We start from the raw sequence: 18,179 nt of genomic DNA on the forward strand, positions 1-18,179 counted from the left end.
CTGAGATTTCTCCTTGCGTCGAAATGACAAAGCGGTTATAACAGCCCTTTACTATTCCAGTGATAATGTTATCTGCCCGTCATCATCCAGTGTGATGGTCGTATTCTCATCGGTAATGTCAAGCCCTTCCTTCACTTCCGGTTCAGGGATTTCTTCTACAGGCTCCTCATACGGCAAGGGTTCCAGCAGGCTTATCTGCTTCACCTTGTCGGCCGTGAGCTGGTTGCCCAGCGCTTTAATGCCCTTAACAGCAATGAAGTTTTCAAGGTCCACCGTAAGCGTTTCCTTTTGCACGCCTTTTACTTTGGCAAAAACCACCTCGGCAACAGGCCTGTAGTCTGTCGATACAATCTCAAGCTGTGATTTGTCGTGCTCTGAGATGAACGTCTCTTCCTTATTCTCGTTCTCTACCAGGAAGCGTTTCACATAGTAGCGTTCCTTTTCACCATCGAAATAAATGGCGGAGATCGGCTTTTTCGGGTTCCACTTTTCGAGTACGATCATGCCTTCATCAAAATGGGTGGAAAGTTCGGGGATGATGGTCTTCAGCTTGCCCGACTGGTTGATGATGAGCAGCCTGTCGTTTGGCCTGAACTCGCCCAACAGTTCCCCCCTGCCGTCAACATTGAGGCGGTGCACGGTATCGTCAAACCATATCCTGCGTGGCTTAAGCGTAGAAATCCCTTTCTCCTTAAGCTCGATCTTCTTGATCGGGTATTTGGTAACAGTGTTGCCTTTCGAAGCACGCCCCTTGATTGCCATAGTGGCAAAATCCAGGTCGAATTTCAGTTTTTTCACGCTTCCCACCTGGCGTAACAGTACCGTAATCACTTCCGCTTCGCCATTAGGGTTATCGGAGAAGTAGAGCACCATCGAGTCTTTTGTCCCGGCAGTGAGGTCGTACACCTTGTCCCGCGTCACACCCGAAACGTTGAAACGCTTGATGTAGGATGGCCCCGACTTCCCATCGCGGTAAATCATGTTATATATGGTACGCTTGTCGTTCTTGTCGAATACCGCCACGTGTATGATGTCCTTGCCCACAAAGGTCTTGACATCCACTTTGGTAATTATCATGCTGCCGTCGCGCAGGAACACGATCACATCATCGATATCCGAACAGTCGGCTACATATTCGTCTTTCTTCAGTCCGGTGCCCACAAAGCCTTCCTCACGGTTTACGTAGAGCTTGGTGTTTCGCAGTACCACTTTGGTCGCCTCGATATTGTCAAAGCTGCGGAGCTCGGTCTTGCGTTCCCGGCCCTTGCCATACTTGTCTTTCAGGTTCTGGAAATAGGCAATGGCAAAGTCGATAATGTGGTCGAGGTGGTGCTTCACCTGCTCGATCTCGCCTTCAAGGGCCTCGATCTTCTGCTGTGCCTTGTCAATGTCGAATTTGGAAATGCGCTTGATCCGGATCTCTGTAAGGCGTACAATATCCTCTTCTGTTACGGCACGCTTCAGGTGTTGGGTAAATGGCTTCAACCCTTCGTCGATGGCCTTTATCACGCCCTCCCAGGTTTCCTCCTCTTCAATAAGGCGGTAAATCCTGTTCTCGATGAATATCCGCTCGAGCGACTGGAAATGCCAGCTTTCCTCGAGTTCGTCCAATTCAATTTCCAGCTCCCGTTTCAGCAGGTCGACCGTGCGGTGGGTAGATATCCTTAGCATTTCGCTCACGCCAACAAATCGCGGCTTGTGGTCCTCGATAACACAGCCCAGCGGCGCCACCGACGTTTCGCAGGCCGTAAAGGCAAAGAGCGCATCGATGGTCTTATCGGGCGATACGCCCGGTGGGAGGTGGATGAGTATTTCCACTTCCGCGGCAGTATTGTCTTCTATCTTCTTGACCTTTATCTTGCCCTTCTCGTTGGCTTTCAGGATGCTGTCTATCAGCGTAGTGGTATTGGTGCTAAAGGGTATCTGTGTAATAACGAGCGTGCTCTTGTCCTGCTGCGCAATTTTTGCCCTTACGCGCACGCGCCCACCGCGCATCCCGTCGTTGTAATTGGAAACATCGGCAATGCCCGCGGTCGGAAAATCGGGGTACAGCGTAAACGGCTTGCCCTTTAATATCTTAATCGAAGCATCAATAAGTTCAAGGAAGTTATGCGGCAGCACTTTCGTGGAAAGTCCCACGGCAATACCCTCGGCGCCCTGTGCCAGCAGCAGCGGGAACTTTACCGGAAGGTTGATGGGCTCGTTGCGGCGGCCGTCATACGACAGCTGCCACGGCGTGATCTTGGGGCTGTACAATACCTCGAGGGCAAATTTGGAAAGGCGTGCCTCGATGTAACGCGAAGCCGCCGCACCGTCGCCGGTAAGGATGTTGCCCCAGTTACCCTGTGTATCGATAAGCAGGTCCTTCTGCCCTATCTGCACCATGGCATCGCCAATACTCGCATCGCCGTGCGGGTGGTACTGCATGGTATGCCCCACCACGTTGGCCACCTTGTTGTAGCGGCCATCATCCAGCTCACGGAGCGAATGCATAATGCGGCGCTGTACGGGCTTGAAGCCGTCCTCAATGGCTGGAACGGCACGCTCCAGGATCACATACGATGCATAGTCAAGGAACCAGTCCTTGTACATGCCGGTTACCTTGGTTATGGTATCCTGCGGATCGGCGTTTCCGTCCCTCTCGTAAAAATGCTCTCCTTCAAAGGAGTTTATGTTTTCGTCTTCTTCGTTCATCTACTCTTTAAAATATTTTATCCCTGCGTCTTTGAAAATCATCCAAAAAGAACCCACATTCATCAAGCCGTGAGTAAAGTTTTTGGATGTTTCATAATTCCCACACATAAAGCAAATTTCTATGTAAGCAATTATTTCAGAATTTTTATTGTAAAAAAGAATTGAATGTCTGGGATCGAAACAAGCCGCACTTTCAGTAGGTGGGTCATCTATATAAATGGCTTTAAACAGATCCTTTTCGAGTTTCTCATTAATTACTATTCTCTCTTTAATATAGCTAGTATCAATTACCAGTTTTTTATCTTCGACGATAACATTGAAATTTTCCCTGTCCCTATCCCACGAATATCTGCCGGAATAAGAAATCAACTCTATCTTCTCTGCCTCTGAAAAAGGAAAAGTCTCCTCCATTTTGGGGAGTTTTACTTCTTTTTGGACAGCAGCTTTCTCTTCAGCTTTTTTACAACTGAATAATGAAAATGTTACGGCAACAATTATTAAAAATTTACTCCACCGCATCCAGTTCCACTTTCAAATTATTAATGATAAACTCCTGCCTGTCAGGGGTGTTCTTGCCCATATAGAACTCCAGCAGGTTTTGTATCGAGGTCGCACTGTCCAGCTGTACCGGATCGAGGCGTATCTCCTGGCCGATAAAGTGCTTGAACTCGTCCGGCGATATTTCCCCTAATCCCTTGAATCGCGTTATCTCCGGCTTGCCCGAAAGCTTTTCTATGGCGTTGCGGCGCTCCTCCTCGCTGTAGCAATATATCGTTTCCTTTTTGTTGCGTACGCGGAAAAGCGGCGTCTGCAAAATGTAGAGGTGGTTCTCCTTGATAAGCTCGGGGAAGAACTGCAGGAAGAACGTAATGAGCAGCAGACGGATGTGCATACCGTCAACGTCGGCATCGGTAGCGATCACGATGTTGTTGTAACGCAGGTTCTCCATTTCCTCCTCAATGTCGAGCGCGGCCTGCAGCAGGTTGAATTCCTCGTTCTCGTACACGATCTTCTTGCTCATGCCATAGGAGTTCAGCGGCTTACCGCGAAGGCTGAAGACCGCCTGCGTATTCACATCCCTCGACTTGGTTATCGATCCCGAAGCGGAGTCCCCCTCTGTTATGAACAGCGTACTTTCCAGGCTTCGCGGGTTCTTGGCATCGGTAAGGTGCACGCGGCAGTCACGCAGCTTTTTGTTGTGCAGTGAGGCTTTCTTGGCCCTGTCCCTCGCCAGCTTGCGGATGCCCGAAAGCTCCTTGCGCTCGCGTTCGGCCTGTAATATTTTTTTCAGCAGCGCATCGGCCGTTTCCGGGTTGCGGTGCAGGAAGTTGTCCAGCTTATTTTTAATGAAATCGTTGACGAATGTACGTACCGACGGCGCATCGGGCCCCATGTCGGTCGACCCAAGCTTGGTCTTGGTCTGCGATTCGAAAACCGGTTCCTCCACCTTTACGCTAATCGCGCTCACAATAGATTTACGGATGTCGGATGCTTCGAAGTTCTTGTTGTAAAATTCCTTTATAGTACGCACGATCGCCTCGCGGAAGGCGCCCAAATGCGTACCGCCCTGTGTGGTGTTCTGCCCGTTTACGAACGAGTAATATTCCTCGCTGTACTGGGTCTTGCTGTGCGTCATGGCAATTTCTATGTCGTCGTCCTTCAGGTGGATGATGTCATAAATGCGGTCCTCTTCGGCAATGGTTTCGCCCAAAAGGTCCTTAAGCCCGTTCTCGCTAAAGTATTTTTCGCCGTTGTAAATTATCGTCAGCCCCGTGTTGAGGTAGCAATAATTCTTGAGCATTTTTACGATGTACTCGTTACGGTACTTGTAATTCTTGAAAATGGCCTCATCGGCAGTGAAGGTCACTTTCGTCCCCTTGCGCTTGGAGGTTTCCGCCTGGTCTTCCTCTAAGGTCAGCTCACCGGCGGAGAATTCGGCGGCCTTGATGAGCCCGTCGCGCACCGACTCCACACGGAAGTAGTTGGACAGTGCGTTCACTGCCTTGGTACCCACACCGTTCAAACCTACAGACTTCTTAAACGCCTTGGAATCGTACTTACCGCCCGTGTTCATTTTCGACACTACATCCACCACCTTGCCCAGCGGTATGCCACGGCCAAAGTCGCGCACGCTTACGGTCTTGTCCTTCAGCGTCACCTCGATGGTCTTGCCCGTACCCATCACAAATTCGTCGATGGAGTTGTCAATAACCTCTTTTATAAGGATGTAGATACCATCGTCAGGGGAAGAGCCGTCGCCCAGCTTTCCGATGTACATACCCGGACGCATCCGGATGTGCTCCTTCCAGTCGAGTGAACGGATATTGTCTTCAGTGTACTGATTCTGCTCCAGCATAAAATTTTATGGATTTTCCGCTAATATAGCGTAAATGCGCATAAAATGAAAGCAGGCAGGCAGAAACTTATTAAAAGGGTCTTAACAAGTGCGACAAGTATTCTGAGGTATATTTTTGAAGAACTACCACAGAGATTCACAGAGCAGGCACAGAGATTCGCGGAGTAATTTAGATGGCGCCTGGCGCGAGAACATAGAGTAGCCTATCATCTCTGTGTTCTCGCATTGAAGATGCTTCTCAAAATTAATTTCCTCTCTGTGTATCTCTGTGCCTGCTCTGTGTTCCTCTGTGTTATAGCAGACAAATATTACCTAATCCTATACGCCGCCACCGATTTCTGGTTGATGTAGATCGTCAGCACGCCATTCGAATTGCGGTCCAGCGGCACATCGAACTCCGCTATGCTTCCGGTAGTCACGGGTTTGGCATCCTTAAAAACCTTCTCCTTGCTAAAGGCATAATGCACCTTGTCGCCCGGCTGCAGGTTCTTTATTTTAAAAGGGATGTAGGTCGACGGTTTATTGGTGAACGTACCGCCATCAGGGGTTACGAACTCATAGCCGCCCATCAGGTAGTTGCTGTAGTACAGAGGCAGTTCGGCAAAGTCCTTTTCCGTTTTTGTGGTCAGCAGCCATTTTTTATCATCGGGAAAATGGTTCAGGAAGAACACGTTGGGGTCGGTAAAAAAGTATTTGTCATTGAAGCGGAAACCGAACTGCGGCTTCTCGCCCGTTACCGTACCCGCACCCCAGGTGGCATCGAGCAGCTTCCACTCACCGCCTATTTTTATCGCATTCCACGCGTGGTCGCTGGCGCCGGGAGCGGCACCGATGTGGGCGGGATGCGACTTGGACGTACCCGTGATGATCACCGGTTCAAGCCCCGCCTTATCCGCAACAATGTAGAAAAGCGTGGCATAGCCCTGGCATACGCCTTTCTTCGATTTCAGGGTTTTCGTCGCCATGTCCTCCTTGAACTTTTTTTCCTTAGCCTCCTTTTCTGCCTGTGTCTTAAACGAATAAGCCACCGGGCGCTCGTTCACGCCATAGGCCGCGAGGTCGTATTTGATGTGCGTTGCGATCCAGGTAAATATGGCGCGTGCCTTTTCATCTTCGCGTTTAAAGTCGGCATTGACCTTGGCGGCAAATTTATCTGTGTCTGCGAAATCAGGCCAGCCTTTTACAGTGGCATCTACTTTTGCGAAATCCTGTGCCTGTGCAGTTACAGAAAAAATCAGCAAAAGTATAGTATAGAATAGGTTGTGTATATTTTTCATGTGTGTTATTTATCCAAAAAGAGTGCCGGTACTGTTTAACGTTTATATTGTCACATCGAGCGCAGTCGAGATGCGTCAAAATTCCAAATAATATGATATTGTTGTTCTCGACTGCGCTCGAACTGACAAAACGTAATGAACAATATTACGTTAGATTAATTAATTTTATACGCTGCTACCGACTTGCGGTTGGCAAATATGGTAAGCGTGCCTGTTGCCGACTTATCCAGAACAATCGTGAACTCTCCCACCCCACCCGTGATCTTTGGGGTGACCTTGTGCGAGAAGGCGCCCGACGTATATTGGTACAGCACATCGTCGCCTGCTTTCAGGCCGCGTATCTTAAACTGTAATAACTTCGAACCGTTCGATTTTAGTATGCCTGTTGTCGGGCTTATGATTTCATAATCAAGATTGTACTGCAAGGGCAGTGCCGCAAACTCCGACTCGCTTTTGCCCGTGAGCAGCCACTTTTTATCGTCGGGAAAATGGTTCAGGAAAAACTGTTGCGGACTGGTAAAGAAGTAATTGTCATCATACCCCAAATCGCCCGAAATGCCGCCCGATCCCCAGGTAACATCTACCAGCTTCCACTGCCCGTCGGCCTGCACCACATTCCACGCGTGGTTGCCCTTGGCAGGCGCCTTGCCAATGTCTGAGGGTACCGACTTTGCCGTGCCATACACCACCTGGCTTTGCAGGCCCAGCTTCTCCGCAACTACCTTGTATAGCATGGAGTAGCCGTGGCATACCCCTTTGCGGGAAAGCAGCGTTTTGTTGGCCAGGTCGTTCTCAATGGCAACCAGCTTTTTCCTGCGTTCGGCTTCGTTCTTAGCCGAAAAACGGATGGGCTTGCGTCCCGGTGCGTTGGTCGAACGGTCATAGCTGATGTTCATGGCAATCCAGGTGTAGGCCGCACGTGCCCGATCATCCTGACGGGTAAAGTCGGCCGCAATCTGCGAAGCCAGCCTCTCGGTTGTGGCAAATGTTTTGGGGTACGATTTTACTTTCGCATCGACTTTTGCATAATCCTGTGCGTTAGCTAATGCCATCGAAAAAATGCTGATAAAGAGTAGATTAATTGTCTTCATGCATATTGCTATCCAAGAAGGATGCCAAAATAGTTGCAAGGTTATAAGTTTCAAAGTTGCAAAGTTTTTAGGACACCTGAACTTTGAAACTTTGAAACTTTGAAACTTTGAAACTTTGAAACTTTGTTACTTACTATCGATAATGCGTAAATATCCCGCCTTCATAAACCGTCCACAGTGCGGCTTTCTGGTTGGCGGCTTTCAGTGCGTTATTGGCCCAGGTGTTGCAGGTATAGAACAGGCTGTACTTGCCCGTACCTTCATAAAAAGCATCGTACTGCCCGTAGCTGTGGTTGGCGATCCAGAGGACTTTCTTATCCTCACCGAACTGGAAACTTTCATTGATGTACTGCACCAGGCTTTCGTAATCTTTTTTGCTGATAGTGAGCTTTATGCAGCTGTCATCTTCTTTGAGGTCGGAATAATAGCGTGTATGCATGGCCGAGGTACCGAGGTAGAATGCCGCTTTGGCCGCAGTACTGGCCTTGAGGTCGCTCCACTCGGGCGTGTCGAGGTAAAAGCCCTTATCGCCCCACCCGAACGCTACATACTTCATGATGCTGTCCTGAGACTTGGTATGGGCATAGAGGATCTCCTTGCTCCAGTCCTTCACGTCATTCTTTACGGGGACAACGATGTCGGTATGTACGCCGTTGGAATTGATGAAAATGGTCACATCGCTACTGGCTTCCGGTTCGTCGTTTACGGTGATGTGCGAGCAGATTATTACCGCCAGCACATACACCACAAGGAATGCGACGATGGCCAGCAGGAACCTGCCTGTAAATTTGAGTGCCTGCCTAACCTTTTTGTTCATGGTCGAAATTGCGTATAATATCCCTTAACGCATCGTCGAACTCTTTATTGGATATCTTGCCGGCCTCTACATCAAAATTCTCCTGGAACTTGGGCAGGGAGAACTCCGCACGGATATCGCCACCATAACGCGGCAGGCTGATCTTGGCGGCTTCCAATGCATTTTTCGCGCCATAGCCTCCCGGTGAAGTCGACAGCAAAAGGACAGGCTTATTATCAAAAACCAGCTTCTTTTGGCGCGAAGCCCAGTCGTATATGTTTTTAAAGGCCACGGTCATCCCGGCATTGTGCTCGGCCACAGAGATCACGAGCATGTCGGCCCATTCGATCTTGTCGAGGAACACACGGGCAACGGGCGGCTGGCCCATTTTCTTTTCTTTGTCTACACTGTACGAAGGCAATTCAAAATCGTTAAGGTCGAGTATTTCGGTTTCAGCCCCATCAAACAGGCTTGCGGCATAAGTAGCGAGTTGCTTGTTGATGGATTTTGTAGAGCTGCTTCCGGCAAAGGCGAGTAGTTTCATATGTAGTTTATTTGTTGATTCGGTAATTTGGTGATTTGGTGATTTGTTCATTCGTTTAGGGTAAAAATAAGAATATTTACAGAGTGTACCGAATATAAAGGCAAACTTCCTATATTTGGGATATGGAACTGGCTCCCGAAATAGAAATGAAACGGAATAAGCTTGCTGAACTTTGTAAAAAATATAAAGTTAGCAGGCTGTTTGTGTTTGGTTCTATGGCTAATGGAAATTTTAATTCTGGTCAAAGCGATGTCGACCTTATTGCCGAAATTGATGAAGAAAATCCGGTAGCAAAGGGAGAAACCATAATGAGTTTATGGACGGAACTGGAAAATCTCTTTTCACGGAAAGTTGATTTAGTAACCGGTGAAGTACGTAATCCTTATCTCAAAAAGCAGATAGAAGCCACCAAACAAATCATTTACGATGCAGCGGTCTGATAAGTACTTGTTTGATATCCTGCATGCCATAGAAATGATCGAGGACTTTTTGGCTGAAACACCATCATTTGTACAGTATTGCAATGATTTAAAGACCAAGAGCGCGGTCGAGCGGCAATTGGGTATCATCGGTGAAGCAGTCAACAAATTTGAAAAAGAAAATACCGGCAAGGCCTTATCCTATTCGCGCGAAATAATAAATTTTCGCAACAGGCTTATCCATGCCTATGACAGTGTTGATGATTCGGTAGTTTGGGCAATTAAAACCAATCATTTGCCGTTACTGAAAGAAGAAGTGCAAAGCAGGCTCGAATAGTCGCAGTTTTACACTTTTAATCAACATCTTATGAGTAAAACAGCCCGCCAAAAAGCAAAACGAAAAGCTATCATATACCGTGTACTGGCCATATTTTTCCTTCTCATGCAGCTATCGGTTTACATGGGCGAATTACTCAATCCTGAATCGCAAAACATGTCGGGCGGGGTTCTTACAGGATATATCATAGGCATCAGCCTGTTCCTGTATGTATCCCTTATATTTTTTTATCTTTATTATAAAGCGGCAAAAACGGCCAGGACGATTGTGAGCGAAGAGGATCTGGAGGGTATTGGGCAGAATTAGACAACGGCCACCATCCACAACTCGTAATTCGTAATTGACAATTCATAATTCCTACTCATCCCCATACTCTCCCCCATCCTGCGACAGCCAGCCTTTGCTGCCGTCCGGTAGCGTATACCTCGCAAAGCCTTTGTCGAATTCCGAAAGCTCCTTATAACGGGCGCTGTCATTCTGCGGCCAAAAACCGTGCAGGCCATCGCTTTTAAATCGCAACGGCAGGCCCATGTCGTATTCCCGTGCCGTAAAAGCATAGTTATCCGGTTCCAGGGATAGGCTATACGTGCCGTCCCTCTTCAGTTCGATAATGCTTTTTGCACCACTGTTCAGCGTTACGATATAGCCTTTAGGGTTGGTGTTGTAGGGACTGTAATAGGCCGTTGTAAGGCCATAGGAAATTGTCTTGCCGTTAAGCAATTTTACCTCCTTAAAGTCGGATATTTTGGCGATTATTGTTTCCGTAACCCTCGTTTCGCCATATCGGTAGGTGTGTCTGTGCTTGTAATAGCCGCCCTGCTTTACTATGGTATCGCTGTAATGCGGGATAGTGCCGCAGCCGTCCATCCTCATATCGGGGAGTTTCTCCAACAAGTTGCCCTCGTGGGTAAGGTAAAATACCTCATTGCCCACCAGCACCCCCGCATACGAATCGGATTGCGGCTGCAGGGCACGGATGTTTTGCGGACCCGGTTCGCCGTTACGGTACAGCAGCGTGATTTTCTTCCCTGAATGCACCGCCACCATCGATGCAGTTACTGTGCTTATGGAATCATGCACAGCGGGGATGATTTCTTTTTTTCCATCGCGCAACCTGAGCCCATACCTGCCATTTTCGGTAAAGATTTCGGTAAGCGGAAAATGCAGGCGTACTTTTTTGCGCAGCCCTTCGGCATCGGTAATGGGTACTGCAACGGGCCGCGCGTTGCCATAGCCGTAAAACATGCACAGCTTGTAGCCGTCCTTCATCGGGTAAATGCGTCCGGCAATGTTACCGTCTTTATATACGTTAAGGAGTGTTTTCCCTGAGATGGTTTGCGTCTCCAGCGTGCAGAACACAAGGTTTTCATGATCAGGGTATACAGTAGAAATATTGCGGATCACCATCAGCTTGTTAGGCAAAAAATTCACGACCTGGTATTGCGAGGCGCGCTCCACCTTTGGGTAATCGAGTTGGATTTCCAGTAAATCCTCCAGCATCTTTCCCTCTGTAGTTTTTTGAAGTGATTGTATCTCCACTACCGATGTTTCGGGAACATGGAGCAGTTTTGCCAGCGATGCGGGGCTGTCTGCCGCGCGGCCGTATTTCGGCTTGCCGTTTTCCACACTCACCTCACTGTACAGCGCACCGGTTTTTACGGCATATTTATAGTCCATAATATACTCCGGTTCAAAGGGCTGTTGGGCACAGGCAGTAAGGGTGTGGAGCATGAAGGCTAAGACAATTCCGATTTTCATAAGGGCTTTTTTAAGCATAGAGGGCTTTTGAGTGGAAAAGGTTGGGAGCGCCTGCAAATAAAACTAAAAAACCTGCCGGAAAGTATCCGGCAGGCTCTTACTATTTAACTTCGATATCTCAATACTAAAATCTCAATACTAGATACTATTTACACGTTAAACCTGAAGTGCATCACGTCGCCATCCTTCACGATGTACTCCTTGCCTTCCACTTTCAGCTTTCCGGCTTCCTTCACTTTGGCTTCGGTGCCGTAGGTAACGTAGTCGTTGTAGGCAATCACCTCGGCGCGGATGAACCCTTTCTCAAAATCGGAGTGGATCACACCGGCAGCCTGTGGGGCAGTGTCACCAATATTGATGGTCCACGCGCGAACCTCTTTCACACCTGCCGTAAAATACGTCTGCAGGCTAAGCAGCTTGTAGGCCGAACGGATAAGCGCGGAGGCGCCCGGCTCTTTCAGGCCAAGGTCTTCCAGGAACATCTGGCGCTCCTCGTAGGTTTCAAGCTCGGTGATGTCGGCTTCGGTACCCACGGCAAGGAACATTACCTCGGCGTTCTCGTCCTTCACCAGCTCGCGTACCTGCTCAACATATTTGTTGCCTGTCGCGGCAGCGTTTTCGTCCACGTTGCACACATATAGCACCGGTTTTGTCGTAATGAGCTGGAAGCTGTCCATCATGGCAGTCTCCTCCTCATTTTGCGGCTGTACCGTACGCGCCGACTTCGCCTGGAGCAAAGCCTCTTTTATTTTTTCCAAAAGCGAAACTTCCAGCTGGGCCTCCTTGGCGCCTACCTTTGCGGCTTTCTTCGCTTTTTCAAGGCGCTTTTCAACCGTTTCGAGGTCTTTCAGCTGTAGTTCGATATCAATAGTTTCTTTATCGCGGATGGGGTTCACGCTGCCGTCTACGTGCACAATGTTGTCGTTGTCAAAGCAACGCAGCACGTGGATGATGGCATTGCACTCGCGGATATTGCCCAGGAACTGGTTGCCCAATCCTTCGCCTTTGCTGGCGCCTTTTACAAGTCCGGCAATGTCCACAATCTCAACCGTCGCAGGGACAACACGCTCCGGGTTTACAAGCTCCTCCAGCTTTTCAAGCCTCGGGTCGGGCACGTTCACTACGCCAATGTTCGGCTCGATGGTACAAAATGGAAAGTTTGCACTCTGCGCCTTGGCGTTAGACAAACAATTAAAAAGTGTCGATTTCCCTACATTGGGCAATCCTACTATCCCTGCTTTCATTTATATATGTGGTTTTTGAGGGTGCAAATATAGGGAGAAAGTTACAGAGTTTCAAAGTTACAGAGTTTCAAAGTTCCAAAGTCAAAAAGTGATAATGTTACAAGCCTCATTCAATCCAGAAGCTTTGAAACTTTGCGACTTTACGACTTTACAACTTTACAACTTTACAACTGACAACATTATAAATACTTTATGTTTTCCTAAAAACACATTTAACATTGTGCGCGTACCTTTGTAGTTATAACCTAAAACTATGATAATTATGAAAAATATAGCTGTAATGATAATGCTTGCCCTGGGGCTGACCCTGAATGCGCAGGTAAACAAGAACGTAACCGAAGAAAGCAAGACCACTGTAGTTACCGTAGACAACGGTACCGGCAAGCCTAAAAAAGTGGTGAAAACCGAAAACACCAATGCCGTACAGAACATCGAGCTTCAGGATGCTGAAAGCAAAAAGCTGAACAAGGACCTGAAACGCACCCCTGTACAGGTGAATACGTCTACCACCGTATCGGGCGACGGCATCCCAACGTATTACGAAACCAACGGCCACCGCTACATCTTCGTGCCGGACAAAAATGGCTTCAAAGTATCGTCATCAGATGATGTGAATAATACCGGCGTGCTGCGCAGAACCTCAAACGGGCAATACATTTACCGTTCAGGCGACCGCACTTCGCTGGGCTATACGGATGCCAACGGAAATTTTGTGATAGAGACTTATGATGAGAGTACCGACGGTGTTACGGTAGAAACGTATACCAGGGTAAAACAATAAATAGATTGGTTTGATTATTTGCTATGAAAACTGAAAAAATCCCGAAGTGCGAGCTTCGGGATTTTTTGTTTTTATTCCATTGAGGCAAACCATTTTTTAAGGGCTTTGAATATGGCAAAAGCTACCGGGCCTACCAATGCCAGCACCAGCCCAAGGGCAATGTCATAAAGGGTAAGCCAGTAATTGATGATGGTTGCAACATTGTATTCATCTTTGGCTGTGTCGTACAGCACCGTCACTTCATCGCCATCGTCCAGGAACTCTACCATTTCCAAATCGGCCAGGTTAAATTCGACATCCTCCCCGCCCGCCTGAAAAAGAATGACCGGGGCAGACACCCATTTCTGGTGCTCTTCATCGTTGCCGGAACGGTTGTGTACCGTATAATGGAGCAAAACCGATTCGTGCCGCACTACCTCGCCATCGGCCCTGTCGTACATAAAATAGTGTACACCCTTATAAATAAAATTAAACGCCAGAAGGATAATTATAGAGGTTATGTACTGTTTGACCATTAGCTGCCTTTTTTTTGATTTTTGTAAAATTGCACTGTTTCTGTAAGTATCGTGCCAAGCACTGCACCGCCAAATATCCAATACATATCACCAAGCCTTAGCCAGTAAGGGAAAAAACGGTTGATTTCAGGATGGTCGGGATCGGTGTATAGTACCGTCACTTTTTCATTAACATCATACGATGTCCAGAAACCCCATCGGCTTTTGGCCATTGTGTATCCCACCCCGTCAATAGTATATGAAATGACCGGTGCAATGGCATCAGTTATAAAAGGGTCCTGATTACTATAGCTGATCGACGTTAGAGCTTCTAAATCCGCCACAGTGCCTTCCGTTTTATGGTAACTGATAAAAAGCGCTCCCTTAATTACGAAGTTAATGAGTAAAGCTATCGCAAGAAAATATAAAAAGGTTTTGGCCATGCGTAAAGATAAAAAATCCCGGAATATCCGGGATTGTTTTTTTACTCATTGTGCAAAAAGGCCTGCCTGTTGAGCAGCGTTTCCTCGCTCTCTACGTGGTTGTCATCGGGCACGCAGCAGTCTACCGGGCAAACGGCGGCACATTGCGGCTCCTCGTGGAAGCCCTTGCATTCGGTACATTTATCCGGCACAATGTAATAGATGTCGTCTGATATCGGGGTACGCGGTGCATCGGCATCCACTTCTTCACCTGTAGGCAAAACTACACGTCCCTTCAGCGCGGTGCCGTCTTTGTAGCGCCAGTCGTCGGCGCCTTCATAAATGGCCGTGTTTGGGCATTCAGGCTCGCAGGCCCCGCAGTTGATGCATTCGTCTGTTATAATGATAGCCATGGCTTATGTCTTAGTATTAATACGTAAATTTGCTGCAAAATTACGTCCAAATCCATTCATACGCAACAATAATGACGTTAACAGAAACAAAAAACGCATTCATACAGCTGGGCAAGTTCCTGTCGCAGTTCGCATTGGATGCCAACCATAAAAATCCCGAAGTGCTTCATAACGAGGAATTTTATGACCGCTTCATCGCGCTCATAGCGCTTTCCAGGTCGCACAATGGCTGGTATACCGAAGAACAGGTATATTTTTCGGTGAACTCGTGGGCAGAAGCGCTGACGCCGGAAAACCTTGATAAATGGCTGGCTCCCTACGACCTTACAAATTCAGGAGGCAAAACCGTTGGCCTTATCCTTGCCGGCAACATCCCGCTGGTAGGCTTCCACGATTTCCTTTCGGTGCTCATTACCGGCCATACGGCATTGGTAAAAACATCCTCCAACGACCAGCACCTCCTGCCCTTTTTGGCCCAATACCTTATTGCCGTGCAGCCCGTTATTCGGGAACGCATCATTTTTACCGATGGCAAACTGGAAGACTTTGATGCCGTAATCGCAACAGGCAGTAACAATACCGCCCGTTATTTCGAGTATTACTTTAAGGACAGGCCGTCTATCATCCGCAAGAACCGCAATTCGGTAGCCGTGCTTACAGGCCATGAGACGCATGAAGAACTGGTTGGGTTGGGAGAAGATATTTTCCGCTATTTTGGGTTGGGATGCCGCAACGTATCAAAACTGTTTGTGCCGAAAGGGTACGATTTCAAAGATTTTTTTGCAGCGATATACCATTATAAGGACGTCATCTTTTATGAGAAGTATGCCAACAACTACGACTACAATAAGGCGGTGTTCCTGATGAGCAACTTCAAGCTGCTGGATAATGAATTCCTTACCCTGAAAGAAGACAATGGCTATGCATCGCCCATATCGAGCGTATTTTATGAATTTTATGACAATATCGACGATGTAAGGCAGCGCCTCGGGGCCGAACATGAACAGCTGCAGTGCATAGTGGGCAGCGGTGTCATGCAAGGCAGCATCCCTTTTGGGCAGACCCAAAAACCGGCCCTGTGGGATTATGCCGATAATGTGGACACAATTGCATTTTTATCAAAAATATAGCGAAATTATTTATAATTTTTTTTGCCATTTTTAGTTCCTATTACTGAACTTTGCATCTCCAAAACAACATCATATAAATGAAAAAACATAATTTCAGTGCAGGCCCTTCCATCCTGCCACAGGAAGTTTTTGAAAAAGCCGCCCAGGCAGTACTTGACTATAATAATTCCGGACTTTCCATACTTGAAATATCGCACCGCAGTAAGGATTTTGTGGCCGTGATGGACGAAGCAAGGGCACTCGCGCTTGAGCTGATGGGGCTAACCGGCAAAGGCTACCAGGCGCTTTTCCTTTCGGGCGGGGCAAGCCTTGAGTTTGTAAGGGTGCCGTACAACCTGATGACCAAAAACGGAAAAGCGGCTTACCTGGATACGGGGACATGGGCTGCAGGCGCAATCAAGGAAGCACGCGAATTTGGCGATACCCTTGTAGTAGCATCATCCAAAGCTGATAATTATACACACATACCTGCCGGATATGCCATCCCTGCCGATGCAGACTATTTTCACTGCACCAGCAACAATACCATATTCGGTACGCAGATGCATGCCTTCACTGAAACGGGGGTACCGGTGGTTTGCGACATGAGCTCGGACATCTTTTCGCGCCAGCTGGATTTTTCCAAATTCGGGCTTATTTACGCCGGTGCACAAAAGAACATGGGCCCTGCCGGCACAACGCTGGTTGTGGTAAAAGAAGAATTGCTGGGCAAGACCGGAAGGCACATCCCGTCGATACTCGACTACAAGCAGCACATCGATAAGGAAAGCATGTACAACACGCCATCGGTGTTTGCTGTCTATACTTCCTACCTTACGCTGCAATGGCTGAACAACAATGGCGGCATTGAAGCCATGGAGAAAAAGAACAACGCCAAGGCGGAGCTGCTGTATGCGGAGATTGACCGCAACCCCTTATTTAAAGGCACTGCGAGGACCGAAGACCGCTCCAAAATGAACGTTACCTTCCTCCTGGACGATGAGTCGCACACCGAACAGTTCGACAAGCTGTGGAAGGCCGCCGGCATCAGCGGACTGGCAGGACACAGGTCGGTAGGCGGTTACCGCGCCTCCATCTACAACGCCATGCCGATAGAAAGCGTGCAGGTGCTTGTGGATGTCATGCAAGAGTTGGAAAAGAATGTTTAATTTGTTTAAAGTTTAAAGTTTCAGGTTGCCACTCTAGCCCTTAAACACGAGGGCAGCTCAATCTGACCCGAGGGCATAGCCCGAACTGGCGAAGCAAATCTGAAATCTAAAATCTGAAATAAAAACTCTCAGTAATTCAGAAACCGAGTGCAGCTCAATCTGAAATCTGACCCGAGGGCAAAGCCCGAACTGACGAAGTAAATCTAAAATCTGAAATCTGAATGAAAGTATTAGCAAACGACGGCATCTCAAAAAGCGGCATTACGGCGCTTGAAGGAGCCGGATTTGAAGTGATCACGACCAAAGTAGCCCAGGAACAGGTGGCTAATTACATAAATGCCAATGATGTAAGCGTATTGCTGGTGCGCAGTGCTACCAAAGTTCGCAAGGACATCATCGATGCCTGCCCGGGCCTTAAGATCATAGGGCGCGGCGGCGTAGGCATGGACAACATCGACGTGGAATATGCGCGCGAAAAAGGCATCCATGTAATCAATACCCCGGCATCATCGTCGGATTCGGTGGCCGAGCTGGTATTCGCGCACCTGTTTACCGGCGTACGCTTCCTGTATGATGCCAACCGCAACATGCCCCTGGAAGGCGACAGCAATTTCGAAGGGCTTAAAAAGGCTTACGCCAACGGCATCGAGCTGCGCGGCAAAACGCTGGGCATCATCGGTTTCGGTCGCATAGGGCGTTCGGTAGCGAGGATAGCGCTTGGGTTGGGCATGCGTGTCATTGCTTCGGATAAATTTGTGGGCAATGCCGAAATACGCGTTGACTTCTACAACGGGCAGTTCATCAATGTGGACATCCCGACCGAGCCGATGGAGGACATCCTGAAGCATGCCGACTTTATCACGCTGCACGTTCCGGCACAGGAAAGCGGCTACGTGATTGGCGCACCGGAATTTGAGATCATGAAAGACGGCGTGGGCATCATCAATGCGGCGCGCGGCGGCATTATTGATGAAGTAGCGCTGATCGATGCACTGGACTCAGGCAAGGTAGGCTTTGCCGGCCTCGATGTTTTTGAAGAAGAGCCAAAACCTGCCGTACAGGTACTGATGCACCCTAAGGTTTCCCTGACACCGCACATCGGCGCGGCCACACTGGAGGCACAGGACCGCATTGGCACCGAACTGGCCGAGCAGATTGCCAGTTTGCTAAAGACTGAGAATTCGTAATAATTTATTGTATAGTATTAAGGCCGTCTTGCGACGGCTTTTTTTTCGTCCTCACCCCAACCCTCTCCAAAGGAGAGGGAGCAGGGAT

General features: G+C 48.3%; 19 protein-coding genes. 7 read left to right on the forward strand and 12 right to left on the reverse strand.

Annotation, left to right across the window (positions count from 1 at the left end; genetic code table 11):
* Window positions 1-51 precede the first annotated feature (51 nt).
* The 7 genes from OGH69_RS14230 to OGH69_RS14260 all read right to left on the reverse strand — a co-directional run bounded on the left by OGH69_RS14230 (window position 52) and on the right by OGH69_RS14260 (window position 8,758).
* Window positions 52-2,694 (reverse strand): DNA gyrase/topoisomerase IV subunit A, encoded by a 2,643-nt coding sequence (locus OGH69_RS14230; protein WP_265175150.1) that lies wholly within the window; start codon window positions 2,692-2,694, stop codon window positions 52-54.
* The gene (locus tag OGH69_RS14235) at window positions 2,695-3,213 is read right to left on the reverse strand and encodes a hypothetical protein (protein ID WP_265175151.1); all 519 of its coding nucleotides are present in this window, start codon (window positions 3,211-3,213) and stop codon (window positions 2,695-2,697) included.
* Window positions 3,200-5,050 (reverse strand): DNA topoisomerase IV subunit B, encoded by a 1,851-nt coding sequence (locus tag OGH69_RS14240; protein ID WP_265175152.1) that lies wholly within the window; start codon window positions 5,048-5,050, stop codon window positions 3,200-3,202. The genes OGH69_RS14235 and OGH69_RS14240 overlap by 14 nt, the downstream gene beginning before the upstream one ends.
* A 308-nt stretch (window positions 5,051-5,358) precedes the next feature.
* Window positions 5,359-6,327 carry a transglutaminase domain-containing protein gene (locus tag OGH69_RS14245; RefSeq protein ID WP_265175153.1) on the reverse strand — a complete coding sequence of 323 codons (969 nt, stop codon included), beginning with the start codon at window positions 6,325-6,327 and terminating at the stop codon, window positions 5,359-5,361.
* A 155-nt stretch (window positions 6,328-6,482) separates the two neighbouring features.
* Window positions 6,483-7,418 carry a transglutaminase domain-containing protein gene (locus tag OGH69_RS14250; protein WP_265175154.1) on the reverse strand — a complete coding sequence of 312 codons (936 nt, stop codon included), beginning with the start codon at window positions 7,416-7,418 and terminating at the stop codon, window positions 6,483-6,485.
* Between the two features lie 133 nt (window positions 7,419-7,551).
* Complete coding sequence (locus OGH69_RS14255; RefSeq protein WP_265175155.1) at window positions 7,552-8,235, reverse strand: TIGR02117 family protein; 684 nt, start codon at window positions 8,233-8,235, stop codon at window positions 7,552-7,554.
* Entirely contained in the window at window positions 8,219-8,758 is a 540-nt protein-coding gene (locus OGH69_RS14260) for an NADPH-dependent FMN reductase (RefSeq protein WP_265175156.1), read from the reverse strand. The genes OGH69_RS14255 and OGH69_RS14260 overlap by 17 nt, the downstream gene beginning before the upstream one ends.
* A 122-nt stretch (window positions 8,759-8,880) precedes the next feature.
* Here OGH69_RS14260 and OGH69_RS14265 point away from each other — a divergent pair, with 122 nt between their 5' ends.
* From OGH69_RS14265 to OGH69_RS14275, 3 genes are read left to right on the forward strand one after another with little or no spacing between them, the layout of a single operon-like run.
* Window positions 8,881-9,198 carry a nucleotidyltransferase family protein gene (locus OGH69_RS14265; RefSeq protein ID WP_265175157.1) on the forward strand — a complete coding sequence of 106 codons (318 nt, stop codon included), beginning with the start codon at window positions 8,881-8,883 and terminating at the stop codon, window positions 9,196-9,198.
* Entirely contained in the window at window positions 9,185-9,514 is a 330-nt protein-coding gene (locus OGH69_RS14270) for a HepT-like ribonuclease domain-containing protein (protein ID WP_265175158.1), read from the forward strand. The genes OGH69_RS14265 and OGH69_RS14270 overlap by 14 nt, the downstream gene beginning before the upstream one ends.
* A gap of 30 nt (window positions 9,515-9,544) precedes the next feature.
* The gene (locus OGH69_RS14275; RefSeq protein WP_265175159.1) at window positions 9,545-9,820 is read left to right on the forward strand and encodes a hypothetical protein; all 276 of its coding nucleotides are present in this window, start codon (window positions 9,545-9,547) and stop codon (window positions 9,818-9,820) included.
* A 51-nt stretch (window positions 9,821-9,871) separates the two neighbouring features.
* Here the strand turns inward: OGH69_RS14275 and OGH69_RS14280 are convergent, their stop codons facing one another.
* Together OGH69_RS14280 and ychF are read right to left on the reverse strand one after the other, a co-directional pair.
* The gene (locus tag OGH69_RS14280; protein WP_265175160.1) at window positions 9,872-11,272 is read right to left on the reverse strand and encodes a hypothetical protein; all 1,401 of its coding nucleotides are present in this window, start codon (window positions 11,270-11,272) and stop codon (window positions 9,872-9,874) included.
* A 149-nt stretch (window positions 11,273-11,421) separates the two neighbouring features.
* On the reverse strand, window positions 11,422-12,516 hold the full coding sequence (ychF, locus tag OGH69_RS14285) for a redox-regulated ATPase YchF (protein ID WP_265175161.1): 1,095 nt from the start codon (window positions 12,514-12,516) through the stop codon (window positions 11,422-11,424).
* 262 nt (window positions 12,517-12,778) lie between these two features.
* Here ychF and OGH69_RS14290 point away from each other — a divergent pair, with 262 nt between their 5' ends.
* Window positions 12,779-13,297: a hypothetical protein gene (locus OGH69_RS14290; protein WP_265175162.1), complete on the forward strand. Its 519-nt coding sequence runs from the start codon at window positions 12,779-12,781 to the stop codon at window positions 13,295-13,297.
* 71 nt (window positions 13,298-13,368) lie between these two features.
* Here OGH69_RS14290 and OGH69_RS14295 read toward each other — a convergent pair whose 3' ends face one another.
* The 3 genes from OGH69_RS14295 to OGH69_RS14305 all read right to left on the reverse strand — a co-directional run bounded on the left by OGH69_RS14295 (window position 13,369) and on the right by OGH69_RS14305 (window position 14,626).
* Window positions 13,369-13,812, reverse strand: a complete 444-nt coding sequence (locus tag OGH69_RS14295) for a hypothetical protein (protein ID WP_265175163.1) — start codon at window positions 13,810-13,812, stop codon at window positions 13,369-13,371.
* Entirely contained in the window at window positions 13,812-14,135 is a 324-nt protein-coding gene (locus tag OGH69_RS14300) for a hypothetical protein (protein ID WP_265175164.1), read from the reverse strand. The genes OGH69_RS14295 and OGH69_RS14300 overlap by 1 nt, the downstream gene beginning before the upstream one ends.
* A gap of 140 nt (window positions 14,136-14,275) precedes the next feature.
* Window positions 14,276-14,626: a 4Fe-4S dicluster domain-containing protein gene (locus tag OGH69_RS14305; protein WP_265175165.1), complete on the reverse strand. Its 351-nt coding sequence runs from the start codon at window positions 14,624-14,626 to the stop codon at window positions 14,276-14,278.
* A gap of 71 nt (window positions 14,627-14,697) precedes the next feature.
* Here OGH69_RS14305 and OGH69_RS14310 point away from each other — a divergent pair, with 71 nt between their 5' ends.
* The 3 genes from OGH69_RS14310 to OGH69_RS14320 all read left to right on the forward strand — a co-directional run bounded on the left by OGH69_RS14310 (window position 14,698) and on the right by OGH69_RS14320 (window position 18,091).
* Window positions 14,698-15,756 (forward strand): acyl-CoA reductase, encoded by a 1,059-nt coding sequence (locus tag OGH69_RS14310; protein ID WP_265175166.1) that lies wholly within the window; start codon window positions 14,698-14,700, stop codon window positions 15,754-15,756.
* A 77-nt stretch (window positions 15,757-15,833) separates the two neighbouring features.
* The gene (gene serC, locus OGH69_RS14315; RefSeq protein ID WP_265175167.1) at window positions 15,834-16,904 is read left to right on the forward strand and encodes a 3-phosphoserine/phosphohydroxythreonine transaminase; all 1,071 of its coding nucleotides are present in this window, start codon (window positions 15,834-15,836) and stop codon (window positions 16,902-16,904) included.
* Between the two features lie 221 nt (window positions 16,905-17,125).
* Window positions 17,126-18,091 carry a D-2-hydroxyacid dehydrogenase gene (locus OGH69_RS14320; RefSeq protein ID WP_265175168.1) on the forward strand — a complete coding sequence of 322 codons (966 nt, stop codon included), beginning with the start codon at window positions 17,126-17,128 and terminating at the stop codon, window positions 18,089-18,091.
* The last annotated feature ends 88 nt before the right edge of the window (window positions 18,092-18,179 follow it).

The organism is Flavobacterium sp. MFBS3-15 (assembly GCF_026107645.2).
In the GTDB taxonomy this organism is placed as follows: Bacteria; Bacteroidota; Bacteroidia; order Flavobacteriales; family Flavobacteriaceae; genus Flavobacterium.

Bases quoted from the DNA above. Each gene is read 5' to 3' on its own strand.
- OGH69_RS14230 (WP_265175150.1), bottom strand. From the start codon at position 2,694: ATGAACGAAGAAGACGAAAACATAAACTCCTTTGAAGGAGAGCATTTT.
- OGH69_RS14235 (WP_265175151.1), bottom strand. From the start codon at position 3,213: ATGCGGTGGAGTAAATTTTTAATAATTGTTGCCGTAACATTTTCATTA.
- OGH69_RS14240 (WP_265175152.1), bottom strand. From the start codon at position 5,050: ATGCTGGAGCAGAATCAGTACACTGAAGACAATATCCGTTCACTCGAC.
- OGH69_RS14245 (WP_265175153.1), bottom strand. From the start codon at position 6,327: ATGAAAAATATACACAACCTATTCTATACTATACTTTTGCTGATTTTT.
- OGH69_RS14250 (WP_265175154.1), bottom strand. From the start codon at position 7,418: ATGAAGACAATTAATCTACTCTTTATCAGCATTTTTTCGATGGCATTA.
- OGH69_RS14255 (WP_265175155.1), bottom strand. From the start codon at position 8,235: ATGAACAAAAAGGTTAGGCAGGCACTCAAATTTACAGGCAGGTTCCTG.
- OGH69_RS14260 (WP_265175156.1), bottom strand. From the start codon at position 8,758: ATGAAACTACTCGCCTTTGCCGGAAGCAGCTCTACAAAATCCATCAAC.
- OGH69_RS14265 (WP_265175157.1), top strand. From the start codon at position 8,881: ATGGAACTGGCTCCCGAAATAGAAATGAAACGGAATAAGCTTGCTGAA.
- OGH69_RS14270 (WP_265175158.1), top strand. From the start codon at position 9,185: ATGCAGCGGTCTGATAAGTACTTGTTTGATATCCTGCATGCCATAGAA.
- OGH69_RS14275 (WP_265175159.1), top strand. From the start codon at position 9,545: ATGAGTAAAACAGCCCGCCAAAAAGCAAAACGAAAAGCTATCATATAC.
- OGH69_RS14280 (WP_265175160.1), bottom strand. From the start codon at position 11,272: ATGAAAATCGGAATTGTCTTAGCCTTCATGCTCCACACCCTTACTGCC.
- ychF (WP_265175161.1), bottom strand. From the start codon at position 12,516: ATGAAAGCAGGGATAGTAGGATTGCCCAATGTAGGGAAATCGACACTT.
- OGH69_RS14290 (WP_265175162.1), top strand. From the start codon at position 12,779: ATGAAAAATATAGCTGTAATGATAATGCTTGCCCTGGGGCTGACCCTG.
- OGH69_RS14295 (WP_265175163.1), bottom strand. From the start codon at position 13,812: ATGGTCAAACAGTACATAACCTCTATAATTATCCTTCTGGCGTTTAAT.
- OGH69_RS14305 (WP_265175165.1), bottom strand. From the start codon at position 14,626: ATGGCTATCATTATAACAGACGAATGCATCAACTGCGGGGCCTGCGAG.
- OGH69_RS14310 (WP_265175166.1), top strand. From the start codon at position 14,698: ATGACGTTAACAGAAACAAAAAACGCATTCATACAGCTGGGCAAGTTC.
- serC (WP_265175167.1), top strand. From the start codon at position 15,834: ATGAAAAAACATAATTTCAGTGCAGGCCCTTCCATCCTGCCACAGGAA.
- OGH69_RS14320 (WP_265175168.1), top strand. From the start codon at position 17,126: ATGAAAGTATTAGCAAACGACGGCATCTCAAAAAGCGGCATTACGGCG.